This window comes from Chryseobacterium lathyri, from assembly GCF_019970085.1.
GTDB lineage: Bacteria > Bacteroidota > Bacteroidia > Flavobacteriales > Weeksellaceae > Chryseobacterium > Chryseobacterium lathyri.
In genome coordinates this window covers 278,224-296,856 of sequence record NZ_JAHXYG010000003.1, presented here as the reverse complement: position 1 = coordinate 296,856, position 18,633 = coordinate 278,224, and the positions used below count along the sequence as shown (strand labels likewise).

Sequence of the window (18,633 nt, the reverse complement as noted above, 5' to 3'; positions counted from 1 at the left end):
AAACAGTAAAAGAAGGTATATGACAGTATATTGAAGTATTGTGAGTAGCCTAGTTTATACTGGTACATTTAAGTATTAACATCTTAATTTATATTAACTAGGATTCTGCTGCATCTCAGTCCATCTGATGCAAAAAAATTGTTGACGATAATTCTTTCTACTTACCTTTTAAGGAAGTTAGACAGTTTTTGTACGTATCTATCAAAGCTTCTGCTACAATTTTGGGATCTTGTTGGTGTATTCCATGGCTGTAACGCGGCAACAAGATCAACCGGCTATTACTGTTATTTTTTATCATTTCTGCATAATGATTTATTCTTAATTCATCCAATTCTTTCCACCACGGAATTAAATTGATCCCTAATTTCAGATTTTCGTTCATCTTTGTTTCATAATGTTCAATATGCTTGTTGTATGAAATCATTACGGTTACAGGAATGTCTTTAAGAGGCTGTAAGGATTTGTATCTTTTAAAGAATTCCGGTGAGCTTTCATTCAGTTCTCTCTTTGCCTCATTTCGAAAACCATCTGATGTTAAGGTATCATTTATAATGTTTTTAAGATTTATCACAAATAATTCCCTATAGCCTGTAGAGCTTGATGTATTAATTTTCACTTTGTTGTCTTCGTCTTTTGTAAGCATAAAATCTGTAGGATCTATAAAAAACAGGCCGCAAATTTCATTTGGATACATTGAGGCATACAGACGTATAAACGGTCCGCCTATAGAATGTCCTGCCAATAGATAAGGCGGATTTATTTTTAAGGCTGCTAGCAAATCATGAAGTCTTTTGATAACATCTTCATCTGTTTTTATGGAAGTATCGATTTCTGACTCTCCAATTCCATTTCTGTCATAAACTACCCCTGCAAAACTTTTTTGAATGAAAGGAAACAAACTTCCATACCCTCCACCTCCTGAACCGAGACCACTTTCAAAGATTACTATTGGCTCATTAGCTTTTCTTTCATCAAGTCCAAAAGTTTTATATGCTATTTGCTTATTGTTAATGGATACAAATTTTCTTTCAGAAGTCTGCGAAAAAAATAATGTTATTGAAAAGAAAGTAATAAATACAGTTATTTTTATGGATTTCATCTTTTTTGATTTAGTATAAGTAGCAGGTCTTAAAATTACGTTAACTCAAAACACATTCAATTTGCATTCTGAATATTTTAAACAATATTAATGAATTTTAAGCCACAATATACTTTAATGCATGATTTAACCCCAGCATTGCTTTTAAGCAAAACATAAGGAGATGTATTCCACACAAAACCCTCCATACCAATTTCATAACATCAATTGCCGGCACATTAAAACAAAAAAACACCAAATAATTGATTTTCAAACATATAAAACCAATACATTTTCAATCATGGCGAGTTTTAACAAGATTCTCCAAATCCGCATCGCCTTTTCTGTTGAGCTTCGCACGCATACTGGCGATTATTTTCCGTTACGAAGAATCTCCGGTATAATTCAAAAAAGTTCAAAAACCGTTATTTTAATCGTCTTACAGAAACTTGCGTGACAGGACCTGAACCCGTTGAGCCGGAGCTTGCATACTTGAGCGTGTAATCTTGTGTATTTATAGCCCTAAACGAATAGGTATTTGCAGCCTGCATCGGAATCGAAGTAATTAAGGTATATGTTTGTAATCCGCCGGTCGGCGCTGCATATGTGTCATTTACTCTGGCTACCCACAACCCGGTGTTATTATTCCATATACCAATAACCGGTGAAGTTCCGTTGGCAGTGGAAATCTGTACATTCATATTAATCTGATAAACCCCGTCAGCAGACACTTTAAAAGAATTGGTTGTAGCCGTACCTGTATAAAGATTTTCGTTATCGATAATTTCATTGTTCAGATTGCCAATGGGATTGGCTACCGTAGCGCCCGGAGCACCTGCGCCACTCGTATCTGCAGTCATTTGAACAGTAATTTCCTGCGCAACTAAAAACTGTCCATTAACAACTATTACTGTTCCTGTTGATGTAGGAACGCCGGCTAAAGTTTGCCATGAAGGTGCAGCACCTGGTCCATTTGATTTCAGTACCTGGCCTATTGCACCTGCTGAACCTGCAGTATTACTATTCCCCCCGACATTAAGTTCATTCGTAACTTGTAACGAACCATTCACATGAAGATTTTTTTGAGGTGTTGAAGTACCGATACCCACTTGAGCAGAAATTGCCGCACATATCGAAAAGGTCAATAAAAAAAGTGTTTTTTTCATACTTAGCATGTTTAAAAATAAAGTTAAAAAGCAGCCTCTTCTTGCGATTCCAGGGATCAGAGAGAATGGAGAGGAGGCTGAATATAGTGTTCATTTGTGTTTTTAGAATCCGAAAATCCTTAGCTACATTCTAATATGGTATTTTGGCTCCATTAATTACTGAAATGGATTACCATCTTTACTCATAGTTTTATAGCAAATAAATATTTTATAAACTAAAAGCTCTTTAAATAATTATCTTATTACAAAATTACCAACATTCGATGTAAATTATAAAGAATTCGCATCGACATATATCGATAAACGCATAGATGTTTATAGCTAATAATCTACTATCGCTAAGTTTGAAACTTTTTCCTGGGCTAATTATTGAGTACAGTTAGTGCTCTTAAACTTACTATGTAAGAATTAGTACAGTTAACAGATTAATATCATTGGAACTAAGATATCATTGATGCAGATATTGCGGATAGTCAGCAATATTTATGTAAATAGTATGGAAATATAGAAGGTTATCTAAAAGATATTCGACTTAACGCCGAGACGGCTGTAAAACTGGAAACTTATTGGTATTTCTAAATGTTACTTTGAATCAGAAGTAACGATCTTTCTATCAATAAAAAAATGTAGTCCATCAACTTCACATCATTACTAATTAAACCTGGCCAATTTTTTCAAACAGTTCAGGGTACTTCTCAACAAAGCCGTTATGATCAACTGTTAGTATTGCTTTAAAATCAGAGTCTGTGTTTTCATAAGAAAAACTGAGCGTATCAAGTTTTGTGTACCTCTGCTTTACTGGTTTTATATGCCCCTGTAAAATATCTATGTAAATAACATCAATATCCTGTGGCACCTTTTCCTTAAAGACCAGATTGTTTATAGGTAATGAATTTGTGAAAGGACTAAGGGAAATATCAATATAGTGTATGTTCGCCAATTCAGGTTCAGGTGGTTCAGGTATATTATTAATTTCCCAGGCACAATTTCTTTTTTTTCCGGTATAAGAAGTTGTGATAGAGTTTATTTCAGTAACTATTGTAAACTCATTAATAAACCAATTATCGTCAATTAGCAAATGATAAGTGACTGCGAAAACTGTATCTTCCTGAATACCAAGAATTTTTGAATTAACCTTTAACGACCCTTCTTTTTTTTCGATTTTAAAATATTCAAGAGACTGATTGGCGAGTCCTTTCCAAAGAATTATTTTCATAAGGTAAATATTGTTTTGTTCATCAAATATCGAATGACCAGCATATTAGGAGCTTAAAATATTACAGAGCATCTTTAAAACATAATAGTTCCAAGCCAAATTTTGATAAAGACTCTTGACCTCTTAAACTATATTACCAAAGTGCTAGTGATTTCTTGGTTTAAGTTGTGCCATTTGTCAGAAACTTAATAGTGATGCCTATTTGTCCCAGATGATAAAAATCGTGATGTATCAGTCCAGTGGCTAGATATTGGTAATTATGCGGGAAAGATGCATCCGCATATGGATATGGGCTGTATAAATAGGAGTCATCTTTTTCTGCCAGAAATGATATCAGCTGTTGTTGGCTGGTATAAAAACCATTTAGAAGATTTTCCCATCCCATTTCTTTAAGCTCTTCATTACTCCGCCAATTTGCGGCATCACTCATTTCAAGACCTCTTGGATTTCCTTGAAGTCTGCTTAAAACCTCCTTGCGCCATTCGGTTAAATGAGAGATAAGCTCCGCAACACTATGCAGATTGGCAATAGGACGTTCAAAAGCGGTTTCATCATTAACTTTTAAAAGTTTCTTCTTAAAATTTTCGTCAATCCATAGATCTGCATTCTCAACGTCCTTCAGTTGTTGAATTAAATCCATGATCAAAATATTTTCCATTTAGTTAGCATTAAGAAGTTTGACTTATTATTTTTAGTTTCAACTTAAGAATTCCATACCATTGCCTACCCTAAGCTTGAATTCATTACCGGTTTTGTCTCCAGCAATTTTCCATTAATTTATTTCCATACTTTTTACAAAATATAGGTATTTTGAAGAAAAATTGAAATGCATAAAGGAGGAATTACCAGGAATGTTCTTCAATTCGGGAATGCAATATTTTTCTTTAACTTATAGTTATGCTTCATCTCTTGTATTCTTTACAAGACCTATTCCGGAGAAAAAGAAGATCAAACCGATCACTCCAACTACAGATAATGTAGTATATGCGGAACTTTTGTTGATCAATTCGTATCCGGTATAAATCATACCTGCAATTCCAAGGATTGTAAGTATTGCTCCAAATGTGCGTTTTACGTTCATAATATTTTTGATTAAGTGGGTTATGATTTTTATTTTACAAAAATCACACCGTTTCTTTTCATTATTTTTTTTGCCAAGCAGTCCTCAAATTAATCCCTCTCAGGACTGCAATATCTCCTATCCTATTTTACCATTTCGCCCCAATTCTGATGAGGAATTATTGGTTGGTCTCAGTCACACGATTGAAAATGGAAAAGATGTTTCCGAAATGTGCCTCAAATCCTTTGCAGAACTGGAAGCCGTTGTCATCAGGGTTCCCTATAACGAAACATTGGAAATTACCGAGGAACATCTCAAAATCAGAGAAATCAGGAACAGAGCAGTATTGATTCATACAGGCTGGGATGAGCACTGGAGTACAGAACGCTATTATAATAATCATCCTTATCTGACAGAATCCGCACCAGAATACCTTAACCCGCCCGGTACATTCTATCTTACGGGGTGCGCAAATACTCATCGTAGAACATCTGAGCAATTTGGAGCTGCTGCCTGATCAAAATTTCACCTTTACAGCTGCACCTCCAAAATTCAAAGGCGTGGGAGCATTCCCTGTCAGGGCTTTTGCTTCCATAAAAAAATCTATGGAGAGGTCTTAAGAAAAAAAACATTGCCATAGCAAACAATATTAAAAAAATGGATTTGCCAGACTGGAACTTCCTCAATTTCCAAAACTTAAGCAGGATTTTTTAGTCAATCGTAGTTTTACTACAATTTTGAAGATTTAATGAAATTTTACATTTAATAGTCTATTTTTATCTAACTTAGGTGACATAATACCAAAAAAAACGCACCAAATATTATGAAAAACACCTCAAATTCTGATAAAGTTTCAGAAAACCATATTTCGGGAATCAACCGTGTGGTAAAACTGGACATTGTGGTTGAGGGCAAGGCTGTCAATCACTTTAAACACTTTCGTTTACAACAAAGTGCAAGAAGACACCATGATTTTGAGCTGGTATTGGCTTATGACTCTTTAGGCGAGGCACAAAATCACAATCTTGAACAGGCCCAAAAGTTTTTAGGAAAAAGAATCACCATTGTTTTTAAATATAAAGATGCCGAAACTGAAAGCCCCGAAAGAACATTTGTGGGTCTCATTACCAAAGTAGCATTCAGTCAGGAAAAAATGAGTCTGGGAAATATTATTTTAAAAGGAAAAAGCCCCACTATTCTCATGGATTCCGCTCCACATACCCAAAGTTTCGGAGGAAGCCAGGAGGTGAATACCAATATTATTGCCAACCGGATCATCAAGGAGACATTAGGGGCAAATAAATTTGATTTCAGGATAGATACCCAAAACAAAAGTTATATCAGTTACAGCTCACAATACAACGAAACCCATTACAATTACCTTACAAGGATTGCGGAAGCCTATGGAGAACAGTTCTATTATGACGGTGAGATTCTTCATTTCGGGAAGCTCCCCTCTTCTGAAAAACCTATCCTGCTGGTGTACGGAAGCAATGTAAATGATGTAAATGTTGAGTTGAAAGCCGTTCACACCAAACCGGAATACTTTGGCTATAACAGCAGCAGTCATACTAAAATGGTAGGTGCTGATGATCGTATACAACATTTGGGAGAATTATCTTCCAAAGCCTACGAACTGAATGATACTATTTTCACAACCCGGTCATTGACTCCTACTCCCATCAATGCCAATATGTTCCGTGATGTAGATGATTCCCAAAAAAGCGCAAGAGGAAGTAAAGCAGTAGAGGTTTTTACTGTTTCAGGACAAACAACAGTTCCATTCCTGTATATTGGCTGTGTTGCAGACTTAGCCATGAGAAAGACCGGCAGCAATGAAACCTCACATTTTACAACGCTGATGATTACAGAGGTGACCCACGAAGTTGATGCAAGAGGATATTATACAGGAAGTTTTGAAGCCATTGCTGAAGGCACTGGTTTCATGCCAAAGCCTGATTTTGAAATGCCCAAAGCTGAACCGCAGGTGGCAACCGTTATATCCAATGTAGATCCACTGAATCAAGGCAGAATACAGGTCCGATTTGACTGGCAGTTAAATGATACGACCCACTTTATCAGAATGATGAGCCCAGATGCAGGCGGAACAGATGCTATTACACAAAACAGAGGTTTCGTAGCCGTTCCGGAAATTGGCGATCAGGTTATGGTGGGATTTGAATATCACAACCCTGATTTTCCATTTGCTATGGGCGGAATGTTTCACGGGAAAGTAGGCCTGGGCGGTGGCGTGGACAATCATTTGAAATCTATACAGACGAGAAGTGGTATTAAGGTGTTAATGAATGACGCGGAAAAAAGTGTAACCATTAAGGATCCAAGCGGAAATACTTATTTTATGGATGGCCAGGGTAATATTCATGTTACTGCGCCCAAGAATATGACCTTTACTGCAGGGGAAGATATGCAGATTTCCGTGGGAAGGAATATGACCACTAAGATTGGACAGGACAGCACCATGCATATTGGAAATGACCATACCGAATCCATTACAAAGAGATACACTCAGACCTCTGAAAATAAAAGCGTTACCGTTAAACAAGATCAAACAGAAAGCACCGGTAATAAGTTTAAAAGTATTTCCGGAGAAGCAGATATACAGACCTCTAAAGGCGATTTAAAACTAAGAGGAACATCATTGGCTGTATTCCAGGGCGGAAAAGACGTTAAAGTAAGTAAAGGCTAAATCTATCACGGATGATGAAAGTAAATTTTCATTGGTTACCAACAAATGCGATTCCGGTTTCAACAATTGAATCAAATCCAAAATTTTAACACATGGAAAATCAGAATACTTCAGCGCATGATCGTAAGCTTTCTGAAAAAAGAGCAGAAAAACAAAAAAAAGCCAACGAAGATTCTCCTTCAGAAAAAAGAGAAATGGTTATCCATGGAGCCAAGTTGAAATGTCCCTATGCTCAGGCGCCCGGAGAACTGAAAGTTACCTCTAATGAAATAAACCTTCAGGATAAGCTATTTGCAACAGAAGGCGATGGAAACAATATGGTCAACCTTCAGTTTAAAGGAACTTGCGGGCACCCGAAATGGCCTGCAAGAAACATGTCTCCCCCACCCTGTATGAGCGTTATAAAGTTAAGTCCGTGGCAAAACCTGGGAACCTCCATTATACAAGAACAAACTGTTTTGGTAAAAGAATCCTATATTAATTGTGACCCTGAGTTTAATGCAGCCACTGCAACACCGATTCCGCAGGCAGCAAGTATAAAAAGTGAGATTCAAAACAATGAAATTCCTAAAATTATTGATGCTTACTTTGTGAAGTGGATTTCAGAGAAAGGCACTCCTGTTGAAAAAGAAGAGGAAGTCTACAACAAGAAACTGGGCAAGAAAGTTTCTGTAAAAAAGAAAATAGATACTACGAAAATATCTACAGAAAGAATATCAGAGCGGGGATTAAGTTATCAGGTTGCTTTAATTGTTGAAACTGAAGGACTTTCTGGAAAAAAAGTAAAGGTTAAGATTAAAAGCGGTAAAAATAAAGTTTTAACAGATGTTGATGCTGAGCTGAGTTTAATTGATCTAAAAGAGGTAGAAAAAGTTACAGATGCTGCAAAATATGCAGGCATAAAAGCAAAAAGTGAATTTGAAATAGAAGTTGATAATTTTGCAAATGATCCCACAATAGAAAATTCAAGCCAATTCAAAAACAAAGCGGTACTCAAACTAATGCTCAATCAACGTGCTGATGATTTATCATTTAATTTGGCAAAACTAATAACAGCAAGTCCTGACAAAGAAGCATCGGTATATATAGAAGTGACTTCTGATGAACCAAAAATTGAATATCTTGGCAAAGAAGGAAGCAGCAGCTTAAAAAATACCTTTTTAAATGAATTAGGGAAATATTTCAAAATAAAATATCTGGAACAGCCATGGGTTGTTAAAGCCCGAGAAGAACAGGAACTGGGCGTTTCAGAGTCCACCCATTGCTCAAAGATCATAGATGAATACCATGCTATAAACCGACAAAATAAGCCAAAAGCTTGTGCTAATACCGATAACAGTTCTTGGTGTGCCTCATTTGTGGGCTGGTGTTTGAAAAACAGCGGGTATTCTGCCCAATTAGACCCGGGTGCCTATTCATATGGAGAAGAAAAGACTAGATATAGAGCTGGTTTTAAGAAAAATCCAACAGATAAAAAAGGTCTGGAAAAAGAGGAATTTGATGATCCGGTATGGGGAAAGCTTATAGCCGGGAATCACCCTTTGGTGGGTTCAATATGTGTTTTATTAAATAAACACCACGTAAGTATAGCTGTTGGAAAGAGCAGTGATGGGAAAACAATATATTATCTGGGAGGAAATCAGGGAAACAAAGTCTGTGTGGGAACTTTCGGACAAAGAACCTCTTCCATATATCCCGTAGAATATACCAAAAAATCTGAAGACGATGAGTTACCTATTTATTATACAAAAAATGAAAAGCTTAGTTACTAGTTTGATATTATTGTTTTTTATCCCTGTTTGCGGACAAAAGCCTGTGAATGATACTTTGAAAAGGTATTATCAGGATTCATTGATCATACAAAAAAACTTTAAAGACGGAACAATATCAAACAAACTTACCGTAAAAGTAATTAATCCCTGTAACTCTGAAAAAAACAGATTCGACGGAGCTGTAACCATTATCAGCGCTGCTGTCAAAAATAAAAATTACAGCGATAGCATAGTTTATAATTATCCATATGCACAATCCGGTTTAATCAATTTAAAAACAGATCATATATCTGATCATAACATCAATAAGCATCAGGCAGTCTTCATACCCTTTACGTATTGTGGGAATTGGGATAATGATACAAAAGTCTCCTACATTATATTTTATAACCATAAAAAATATCTGTATCATATAAAATATTATTGTGGAGAAGATGGCAAATGTAAACTAAATGATAATCTGAACATTACATTAAAAGATTTACCCTCAACATTAAGATTAAAAGTGACTAAAGACTTAAAAACAAAATATAATAACTCAAATGATTTTCAATAATAAGCTCAAAATAAAATGATATGAGTGAAGTACAAGAAAAAGATGATTATTCTGTAAACCCCAATCAGAAGGTTTATGATCTCCCCCACCAGGTGGATCATGAAGTGAATGTGGTAAAAATATATTTTGCAAAACAAGTTCCTAAAATGACTTGGGAAACTAAAGAAGAAACTTATACCGTTAAAAGTGGAGGTCTGGTATCTAATGTCAAAAAGAAGTACGAAAAAAAAGGAAGAAGGAACCTCAAGGCAGATCAGGAGGATTCTGTAAAATTAAAGGCAAAAGAATCGGTGAAAATTACCTGGGAAGAGGAAGTACAAGCGAAAAAGGCTGATGGCAGTCCTGATTTTGATTTTGAGAGAATAAACAGCACCACCATTAAAAAGAAAGTATGGGTAGTCGCCAATTGTGAAGGGGCAAGCGGCAAACTCTCTGTTGAGATCCATGAAAATAAATTGAAAAATACTGAAAACGTATATGAAAATCCTATCAAGTTTTTAGATGGCGAGGAGGAGAAAAGTAAAATAGAATTTACTATCAACGGAACACTGGTGTATGCCAAAGAAATAACGATGCGTCCCAAAAGTGACGAAGATTTAAAAAAAATAATAGATAAACTGAATAAAAGAGAGAACTTAAATGCTTTTTTATATTTCAAAGCTGAAGTAACAGGAACAGAAGATGAAGTGAAATTCCCGGATGAGACGCATGAGTTTTTAAATAAAGACAATGAAAGGTTTGAGATCAGATACTGTAATTGTGGAAACAACTATGATATTACCTGTACCCGATATAGTAAAAAATATGGACCAGCCTACTGGGGATCTAAAAAACTTGAAAATTATTCCGATTGGGATACATTGATTGAAGAAAAGAAAATTACGGCTGAAGAAAAGGCTATTTTGGTGGGAATGTCTGAAAATGAAGGCAAATTAGATTCTGTTCAATCCTATGACTGGGACCTTTCAGGTGAACAGATGATATTAACTGCGGGGGCCATGCAGAAAACAGTGGATCATACCGGAAAAGGTGAATTTACTACACAGGTTGAAGAATTTAAAGCTCAGCATCCTGAAAAATATGACGAGTTATTTGTATCATGCGGATGGACGGTAGACTCCGGGATTCTATACTATAAAGATCCGGCAGATCCCAAAGCGGAGAAAATTACAGGAAATACATTATCAAATAAAATCAGAGAAAACTGTAAAGAATCCTTATTTGGAAAAACAGTAGAATGTAAGCCTCTGCAACCGATTGTAAATGCTGTTATTGATAAAGTATTTCAGGAAAAACAGGTGCTGGATTTTATTAAGAGGTTAAAAGAAGTTGTACTTCCTCTAACTCCTACAGGCTATTCATATAAGCTGTCAGATTATTTAAAATCAAAATTAGGTAAAGCAACTGCATTGGATCATCACATTAACAGACCAGGATATGTACAAGATGATTTCGGCTCTGCACTAGACCGGTTTTTTGCAAAAAAAGATGCTAACACAGCCAAAGAAAATAAAACCAGAAAAGAAGGGGAAAAATTAGAAAAAATATCAAGAAATCCTGGCGAATGGGGAGATATGCACAGTAAATACGAGCAGGAAATTCTTGATGATTACGGGAATAAAAGAAGAGGTACAGATATGGATAAACGCTATGAAAAAATGGAAAAAAACTCAAATTTATCATCATGAAAAAATTGACATTTATGCTAATGATTTTAATCATTTTTGTTACCTGCGGAAACGTTGTTTCCCAAAAACATCATGATGTACAGAATAAAACGGCAAAGAAAGACACCATCATTACTTTAAATGATACTCTATCATTGTATTATGCTTCCTACAACAGCCCTATGAAACTATGGTATAATCTCCATATTATTAATAAAAAGAAAAAGATAAAAGTAGGTAAAGGAAGTGAATTTAATGGTACCGGAAGTGAGCTCTTTTCTTCACTGTCCCCTAATGCAAAGTACGTAGTAGTAGACGGCATCATTAAAGAATATGTACATGAAAGTGATAAAGACAGTACCCTGCATGAAAACTACACGTGTGCCATTATTGACATAAAAAAAGCAAAAATAGTTAAACAAATGCAACAGGATTGTGATGGGTCTTGGAATAAAAAAAACCAGTGGGTTTCCTCCGGAGGGAAAGTAGTTTTTAAGTAAAAATAATGAGTGAAAAATTATGGAACCAGAGTTTCCCATAGATATTAAATTGAACCTTTCGGAAGGAAAGAAATTTTATCGCTATTCCTGTAATGAATATACCACCATCAACGGAAAAACGCACAGAAGTGAGCTCAATAAAAATTTTCATGTTACGCTGAAGCGTTTAGAAAAAGAAAGATTTGAATACCATATCGAAATTTTTGATAGAGTTCATCGGGATAAAACACTATCCATGTCCGAAAAAGATTTTCTAGCCAGAATTGCAGATATCAATGACGATGTAATGCTTATAACGGACGAATATGGTCATTTAAAAAATGTACAGGAATTATCAATTCTTCAGGATAAAGTGGAAAAAACAGTAGAAAAGCTCTCCCGCTCCTATGTTGGCAAACAGGCAGAAGATTCTTACACTTTTTTAAAAACATTTTACCAAAACGAAAACTTAGTGGGTAAAGATTTTTTAAAAAGTAATCAATTGGGAATGATCCTCCATAAGTTTTATGGAAGGTATGAGCAGGAAGATCGGGTAAAGTATAGCGTGCGTTACCTTAATTTTATGACCAATACCGTAATAGATATAGAAGAACGTGTACAAACGGAGGCCATGCGTTGTGATGATGAATTATTACTATTACAGTATACCGGGAACATTCCTTCAGATAAAAATTGGGAAATGTTTTATGGAGAAATGAACAGAAAGGAAATTGCTTATAACAGGGAAACAGATTTTCCAAAACTTGACAAATATAAAGGGCAGATTTTATTGGATTTTAAAACCAAAGAAGTGCTAGAACATAAACTTACCATAGAATTTTCCCTGGGTGAAAACTACCAAAAGAAAATCATCTATCATATAAAAGAAATAAGCTATGAAGAACTATAAAAATACAGGATGGATTAAAGAAATGCAGGACCAGCCGGATAAAAAGTCTGGCAAAGGATTGAACCATACTGGTTTTGTGTTTTTATTATTTGGAAATCAGAATCTTACCTCATTTAAGGAAAATGAAATCTCGGATAATCCTCGTCAGGAAATGTAAAAACTCCCGTATTAAAAAAAGAAAAATCTTAAAATGGCGACACGTATTACAATAACAGATTCCGGGCAAACCCAAACTTTAAATGGCCCATTAGCTCCGGATACCCCCGATAACTCTTTACAGCGTATTACTGAAGTTTATTTTGCCAAGAAAACGACAACAGACAACGGAACAAGAGTCAATTTTACAAAAATTGATTCTGCTCATGTACAGCAGGATCATCAGAATCAAAATATCCCATACGATTCCATATTAGGCAAAACAGTATATCTGATCATAGAGACCAGCAATATGACAGATCTGAGTATAGATGCGGTGATAAGGCCTTCAGCAAGTACGATGACAGAAAATACAGATCCATTACAGTTAATGCGTTTTGTATCTCCTGACCGGTATGAGGCACAGAGGCTGTTTACCGTACAGGTAGGAAATTTTGATGCTCTTAACAATAGAGATGGCAGCCATGATCATTATACTAATTTACGGGCTGACCATATCAATAAAGCCATTATTAAGCTGCAGCTAAGGCCTGACGGAAGAGCTACTTTTGATGACTGGACCAGAAGACTGGCAGATAGCAGTATTAATTTGGAAGTGGCAGTAGAAAGAACAGACAATAATCCCTGTGCCTATGGAGATGGACAGGAAGAGGTAAACGGAGCTGGTATTTTCTTGAATGATGACAGAGGAAGATTCAGGGTGGTCAATAAAAATATTTATACCATTCATCATGGCAGCAATACGTACAATGCTTTACAGGTGATCAGTACAAATCCGGAAAGAAGAAGAAGGATTCAGAAGGTTCTGAATAACCATTCCACTGATGTTATCTTTTTTTATTACGACCAAAACGATAATGAACACAGGATTTGTAACAGAACTAAAGAAACTGTAACCAGAAAAAGAAGAGTCAACACCATCCCACCGCTGACCCAAAGAGGCAATCTTTTGGACACCATAGATTTCACAGCGAACAGAGCCGCCGGAGAGCAGATAGATGCCCATCAGTTATTGGTGTATGCTAACGGAACTCTTGGTGATGGAGCCACCGACAAATGGTACATCAATCAACCGGGAAATGTCGAGTTGGTCAATATGGATATTTTAGCGAATGACGGTGTAGGGCCACAGATTTTTGAGGCATTCAATTATAATCAAAATGGGGTCATCATCCGGTATGGGTTTCAGCATACCAGAAGAAGAAGCATTCAGCCGGATCTATTTGCAGGTTTCTTAGGAGCATTGGCACAATTCAGACAGGAAGGACATAATCATTATATCGTATCTCAGGGTTTTTCTTATTCAGACGCGTCATGCTACCCCAGCGCAGAACATGTGAACGGAGAAGCGGGAGATCTGAATTTATTAACGGCTCAGCAAAATGGAGTCAATACGGTCCTTACGGCTGCGAATTTTGATTATGACAACCAGGTTATTCTCCGGAATATTCTTTTTGATTTTGGATTTGGATCAGGCCGGTCAGAGAATTTTTCTAACACCTCAAATGCCAGTACTGCAGACAATGCCAGCACACGGTTACCTCATACCACGCATACCGCTACCCCAAGACATAATAATCATTTGCATGTTCACGGTTTCACCCCAATATTAGATATATATGCCTAAAATTAATATCGCCTGTTTTACCATTCTGTTTTTCCTTTTTTCCTGTTACAGTAAGGCTCAAACAGAAAATAAGGCAATAAGCACAGAATCTCATTCCACAGATAAAGAATCAGTTTTATTTAACACCAATAAATCGGATTGTATTATTCTGCCATTTGGATATCCAGATATTTCAAAACGGATAACCGTTGACGCCATTCTGTCTGCTATACAGGATGAAAATAAATTAAAGGAAATCAATGCATTGCAATTTGAAAAACAAATAAAAAAAGATCTTGTCTTGCTTCCTGAAGAATACAATGTTTTGCTGCCATTCAGCACTACTGTCAATGAAAAATATGACCAAATTAAAATAGCCTCAGATTTTTTGTGTTATGGAGACTATTCACTGTACTTTATGGCGGTTTATAATACCGTTCGTTATGCCGAACCGTTTATTGAAAAAATATATTTAGTTTCAACGAAGGACGGCAAGCTGATCGATATGAAAAGAATCTATCTTAATCATCAGGGAGAAATGGGATTTGCCAACTATACCCTGTTTAATATCGATAAAAATTACACCATTTCTCTACAGGATTATGAATTGTCTGAAAGCCCTTTTCAATTAAAACCTTTACAGAAATACCAGATTCTGCCCTCCGGAAAATTTGCCAGATACTATGACAATGATGGCCCTTATAAAGATGATGAAGAACAGGGCCTGATAAAAAATCACCATAAAGAAGGAAAATGGATAGAATGTAAACCCAATGGATCTATGGATTTACAAAAATATCCGCAATTTACCGATCCGTATACGTATCTGGAAGCCGAATATAAAAATGGTTTACCCGTTGGAACATGGAAATTTTACAAATTATTACAAAAATATAATGAAGAAACAGGGGCCCCCCTATTCAATACAAGGAAAAAAGGACCATTGATCTATACGGAAATGTATAGAGATGGGGAATTAGAAAAGCGGGAATTTCATTAAGGCAATGGAAGGCTTCAAAAGGAAAAGTCTTCCATTGCACTCATCTCTTAATTTTTAATATTTTCCAACCATTGCTGAGCAAGGGTTTCTACATAATCAACAAATGTCGTTACACGATTAATTGTGTAAAAGGTATATTCTGGTTGGCCTTTTAAAACTTCAACATTTTCAAAACTATGATCAGAAGCAAAAAGTAAAACCTTTTTTGTGTTTCGGTCATAAAAAGTTTCATTTCCATTCGCTTCCTGAGCAAAACAAAACAGATCTTTTGTGTCAATTTGCTTTACATTTTCATCTTTACAAACCTGATCATATAAGTCAATCCAGTCACCTAAACCTTTTGTGAGTTCGGATTTAATGAAAATAAAATTCTGATTATCGGTCAGCATTTCATTTTCTGTATCAAAGCTGTGATAAGTTTCCTTTATCCCGCCCATTTCGTCTAAGAGTAACTGATGTTCAGATAAAACATCAATTTCACTATGAATTTGTTCAATCTTGCACAACCAACCACATTTAAAGCCATTTCTGTCCGTCCAGGTATATAGATAATAGTTTGATTTTTTGTTTTTAGATGTTGTTATATCAACACTCAAAATTGAAGTCGATTCTAGCAATAGTTGATATAAAGTTGGAAATGTATTGATAAATTCCGGACTGAAAGTTTTACTGATGATATGTTTAATTTCAACGCTATCATTTTGTCCTACAAACCAACTTACCTCTTGCTTGAAATTTTCAAAATCCTTTTGGTCCATTGTTTTTTGATTTAATTAAATGTTTTTTTCACATAACGCAAAATGAGAACTTGATAATGGCTGAACAGATTTCACATAGCTTTCACCTGCATTTTGTCAAATAAATCTTTGTTTTTTTTAACCATCGAATATACACTTTTAAAAATTTCTTTAAGACAGTCAATGAGTGGTTTGAGTTGAGAAAAAATACTTTTGTTTTTTATTCGCTGATGAAACAGCCTGATAAAACACGCGCTTCATCAAATCAATCAAAGATTGATTCCTTCTTTGCCTCCTACTCTATGCAGGATTATAGTATACCTTTGCGTTAATGAAATTCTATTCGTTAGTTTACTTCTTCCCTCTTCTTTCAAGAATAAGATGCGCCGCATCCAGCATTTTAGTCAGATGAATGTACGGACTGATGATATTTCTTTCCGGCAGATTATCATAGACACCCAGTGAGAAGTAAACCATCCCGGACATAAAATAGTCAAATTCCTGTACGCTGTATTCTCTGAATGCTTTTTTAAAGACCAACAGAGGGTTTCGGTATTCTTTCTCCGAAAGCAAGCCCAGAACCAACGGAGAAACATCTTCCAACTGAGTATTGGCGGCCCAGTTCTTTTCCTTCAGCGTGATGAGATAACCTGCACGGATAAACGACTGGATCGACTGGCGAAAGTGAAAGATAACAGACGGATCTTCTTTGATCCAGCTATTCCTTTTTACCGCATAATTGATAATGCTGTTGAGTCTCTCTTTAGAGGCTGCCAGGTCATTGAGCTGAAAAAAGATCTCCATAAGCTTTACTCCGGAGTGCTTTCTGCGAACTGCCCAAAACCGGGTGTCAAAGTCTGTTCTATTCTTTTTCATGGGTTTGTATTTTTATTATGCATTAATATTTTTTATAAATGTAATAAAAATTCGCTATAATTCGGATTTGAGTCCGAGTTTTTTATAAGAATAAGTAATTTATTTGTTTCTATGACAGAAGCAAATAGAAAAATTGTTGAATTTATAAGGGATGAATGGGTTGTTCCTCTGAACAATAACAGCAAATTTGCAGTGGATCATAACATCGATGAAAAAACAGTCCGAAGAATAAGAGATGATGAAACCTACCAAATCGCTCTTCTTACCATCTTGCGAATTTGTCATGGTAAGAATATCACTCTTGCTAATTTCTTCAAAATGGTTGGAATATAAATGACGTAATCAATATAATTAATCCTGACGAGAGTTGGGATTTTTTTATGACGAAATTCTCGAAACTTCAAAGAATATATTTACTTGAATTCTTTAAGAATTTCCGTGAAAACACGGATTGAAAATTTTAAAATGATTTTTATTTTATTTTTTATGGGAAGCCGTAAGAGAATATAAATTATCATATGTAAATTTGATTTTGTTAACAATAAAATATTAATATTATGGGACTTAAACCAGGGCCAAAAAGAACAGCAACATCAACTGGCAAACCGGATCAACACCAACGTGATAATAAGGAAACACCAGGAAATACACCTTCTTTGAAACCACCTAAGAAACAGCAAGGTAAATAAACGTTATCTTGTAGTAGCCAAAGACCAAATCCTAGCTTCTGTTTGGTTTTTTTGCTTATTTATCCCTAAAATTTGAAAAATTTGAGACTTGTATATTTGTACAAAATGCAGTAATTTAATACTATAATAATTTTACTAGATGAAGAAATGTATTTGGTGTTCAAAAACGGAAAATCTCACAACCTTTAATAAGCTTGCCCATACAATTCCTCAATCCTTAGGTGGAAAATTTACCTGTAAAAATGTATGCGACGAGTGTAATGAATATTTTGGAAAGAAAGAATTTGGATTACCTGCAGTCGAAATTGCATTAAAAGAAGTTTTGAATACTTCGAAGTATTTGCTTTTATCTCAACACAAAGAGCTAAGATTAAATAGATTTAAATCGGAATATTTTGCCTTCAACTATAAAAATGATAGAACTTTTAAGTTTAAGATGGGATACAAGCTGAAGCCAAACTTTCAGAGGGAATTTGCTAAGAGATTTAGAAGAGGTATTTACAAGGTATTTTTAGAAGAAAGAGAAAGGCAATTGGGGGATGCTCATGACGAAAGATTTAATTATATAAGAGAATTTTCCAGATATAACCTAAACGAATATCCAATTTATTTTCAAAAACCAAAGTTTAAAGCAGTTTTCTACAATACAGAAGATTTATTGGTACCTCAAATACGGTTTACTGAACATAGCGATGAAATGGATAAAAATTTTAGATTCTACAGCTATCCTTTGATGGGACATTCTTTCGTAATTCCAACTTCAAACCAATTTATGGATGAACGACTAGCTTCCTATAGACAACATCTTATTCAAAGCAATGATCCGTTTGGTCTTGAACTTATTGAAATAGACAAAGTTGAAAATATAGATTTTAGGTTCCAATATATGAATGAAAAACAATAATAACTTATATACTACTTTAATTTCTAAAGTATTAAACATAATAATAATATAGTC

Annotated in this window: 20 protein-coding genes; 13 read left to right on the top strand and 7 right to left on the bottom strand. The window is 35.3% G+C overall.

Going from position 1 to position 18,633, the window contains the following annotated elements:
* Positions 1 to 157: 157 nt before the first annotated feature.
* From LC418_RS10720 to LC418_RS10700, 5 genes are all read right to left on the bottom strand, one after another.
* Positions 158 to 1,099, bottom strand: a complete 942-nt coding sequence (locus LC418_RS10720; RefSeq protein ID WP_223559094.1) for an alpha/beta fold hydrolase — start codon at positions 1,097 to 1,099, stop codon at positions 158 to 160.
* A gap of 404 nt (positions 1,100 to 1,503) precedes the next feature.
* A complete protein-coding gene (locus LC418_RS10715) occupies positions 1,504 to 2,148 on the bottom strand; it encodes a hypothetical protein (protein WP_223559093.1) in 645 nt (214 codons plus the stop codon).
* A 751-nt stretch (positions 2,149 to 2,899) separates the two neighbouring features.
* Positions 2,900 to 3,460 (bottom strand): putative glycolipid-binding domain-containing protein, encoded by a 561-nt coding sequence (locus LC418_RS10710; protein ID WP_223559091.1) that lies wholly within the window; start codon positions 3,458 to 3,460, stop codon positions 2,900 to 2,902.
* Between the two features lie 160 nt (positions 3,461 to 3,620).
* Entirely contained in the window at positions 3,621 to 4,100 is a 480-nt protein-coding gene (locus LC418_RS10705; protein ID WP_223559089.1) for a DinB family protein, read from the bottom strand.
* Between the two features lie 255 nt (positions 4,101 to 4,355).
* Positions 4,356 to 4,541 carry a hypothetical protein gene (locus tag LC418_RS10700; RefSeq protein ID WP_223559088.1) on the bottom strand — a complete coding sequence of 62 codons (186 nt, stop codon included), beginning with the start codon at positions 4,539 to 4,541 and terminating at the stop codon, positions 4,356 to 4,358.
* Positions 4,542 to 4,563: 22 nt separating this feature from the next.
* On the opposite strand from LC418_RS10700, the gene LC418_RS10695 reads away from it, so the two are divergent.
* The 10 genes from LC418_RS10695 (at position 4,564) to LC418_RS10650 (ending at position 15,373) form a co-directional block, all read left to right on the top strand.
* Positions 4,564 to 5,037 (top strand): cyclase family protein, encoded by a 474-nt coding sequence (locus tag LC418_RS10695; RefSeq protein ID WP_223559087.1) that lies wholly within the window; start codon positions 4,564 to 4,566, stop codon positions 5,035 to 5,037.
* A gap of 306 nt (positions 5,038 to 5,343) precedes the next feature.
* The gene (locus LC418_RS10690) at positions 5,344 to 7,227 is read left to right on the top strand and encodes a type VI secretion system Vgr family protein (protein ID WP_223559086.1); all 1,884 of its coding nucleotides are present in this window, start codon (positions 5,344 to 5,346) and stop codon (positions 7,225 to 7,227) included.
* Positions 7,228 to 7,319: 92 nt separating this feature from the next.
* Positions 7,320 to 8,999 (top strand): PAAR-like protein, encoded by a 1,680-nt coding sequence (locus LC418_RS10685; protein WP_223559085.1) that lies wholly within the window; start codon positions 7,320 to 7,322, stop codon positions 8,997 to 8,999.
* Positions 8,980 to 9,555: a hypothetical protein gene (locus tag LC418_RS10680; protein ID WP_223559084.1), complete on the top strand. Its 576-nt coding sequence runs from the start codon at positions 8,980 to 8,982 to the stop codon at positions 9,553 to 9,555. The genes LC418_RS10685 and LC418_RS10680 overlap by 20 nt, the downstream gene beginning before the upstream one ends.
* Before the next feature lie 20 nt (positions 9,556 to 9,575).
* A complete protein-coding gene (locus LC418_RS10675; RefSeq protein WP_223559083.1) occupies positions 9,576 to 11,243 on the top strand; it encodes a hypothetical protein in 1,668 nt (555 codons plus the stop codon).
* Complete coding sequence (locus tag LC418_RS10670) at positions 11,240 to 11,722, top strand: hypothetical protein (protein WP_223559082.1); 483 nt, start codon at positions 11,240 to 11,242, stop codon at positions 11,720 to 11,722. Before LC418_RS10675 ends, LC418_RS10670 begins: the two co-directional genes overlap by 4 nt.
* Positions 11,723 to 11,741: 19 nt before the next feature.
* Positions 11,742 to 12,611, top strand: a complete 870-nt coding sequence (locus LC418_RS10665) for a hypothetical protein (RefSeq protein ID WP_223559081.1) — start codon at positions 11,742 to 11,744, stop codon at positions 12,609 to 12,611.
* Positions 12,598 to 12,768 carry a hypothetical protein gene (locus tag LC418_RS10660; RefSeq protein ID WP_223559080.1) on the top strand — a complete coding sequence of 57 codons (171 nt, stop codon included), beginning with the start codon at positions 12,598 to 12,600 and terminating at the stop codon, positions 12,766 to 12,768. Before LC418_RS10665 ends, LC418_RS10660 begins: the two co-directional genes overlap by 14 nt.
* Before the next feature lie 33 nt (positions 12,769 to 12,801).
* Positions 12,802 to 14,394 carry a hypothetical protein gene (locus tag LC418_RS10655; protein WP_223559079.1) on the top strand — a complete coding sequence of 531 codons (1,593 nt, stop codon included), beginning with the start codon at positions 12,802 to 12,804 and terminating at the stop codon, positions 14,392 to 14,394.
* Complete coding sequence (locus LC418_RS10650) at positions 14,387 to 15,373, top strand: toxin-antitoxin system YwqK family antitoxin (protein ID WP_223559078.1); 987 nt, start codon at positions 14,387 to 14,389, stop codon at positions 15,371 to 15,373. Before LC418_RS10655 ends, LC418_RS10650 begins: the two co-directional genes overlap by 8 nt.
* A gap of 47 nt (positions 15,374 to 15,420) precedes the next feature.
* On the opposite strand, the gene LC418_RS10645 is transcribed toward LC418_RS10650, so the two are convergent.
* Positions 15,421 to 16,131 (bottom strand): hypothetical protein, encoded by a 711-nt coding sequence (locus LC418_RS10645; protein WP_223559077.1) that lies wholly within the window; start codon positions 16,129 to 16,131, stop codon positions 15,421 to 15,423.
* A 330-nt stretch (positions 16,132 to 16,461) separates the two neighbouring features.
* Complete coding sequence (locus tag LC418_RS10640; protein ID WP_223559076.1) at positions 16,462 to 16,986, bottom strand: hypothetical protein; 525 nt, start codon at positions 16,984 to 16,986, stop codon at positions 16,462 to 16,464.
* A 111-nt stretch (positions 16,987 to 17,097) separates the two neighbouring features.
* Here LC418_RS10640 and LC418_RS10635 point away from each other — a divergent pair, with 111 nt between their 5' ends.
* The 3 genes from LC418_RS10635 (at position 17,098) to LC418_RS10630 (ending at position 18,579) form a co-directional block, all read left to right on the top strand.
* Entirely contained in the window at positions 17,098 to 17,319 is a 222-nt protein-coding gene (locus LC418_RS10635; RefSeq protein WP_223559075.1) for a hypothetical protein, read from the top strand.
* A 224-nt stretch (positions 17,320 to 17,543) separates the two neighbouring features.
* A complete protein-coding gene (locus tag LC418_RS20905; protein ID WP_262901783.1) occupies positions 17,544 to 17,675 on the top strand; it encodes a hypothetical protein in 132 nt (43 codons plus the stop codon).
* 139 nt (positions 17,676 to 17,814) lie between these two features.
* Positions 17,815 to 18,579: an HNH endonuclease gene (locus tag LC418_RS10630; RefSeq protein WP_223559074.1), complete on the top strand. Its 765-nt coding sequence runs from the start codon at positions 17,815 to 17,817 to the stop codon at positions 18,577 to 18,579.
* Positions 18,580 to 18,633: the final 54 nt, after the last annotated feature.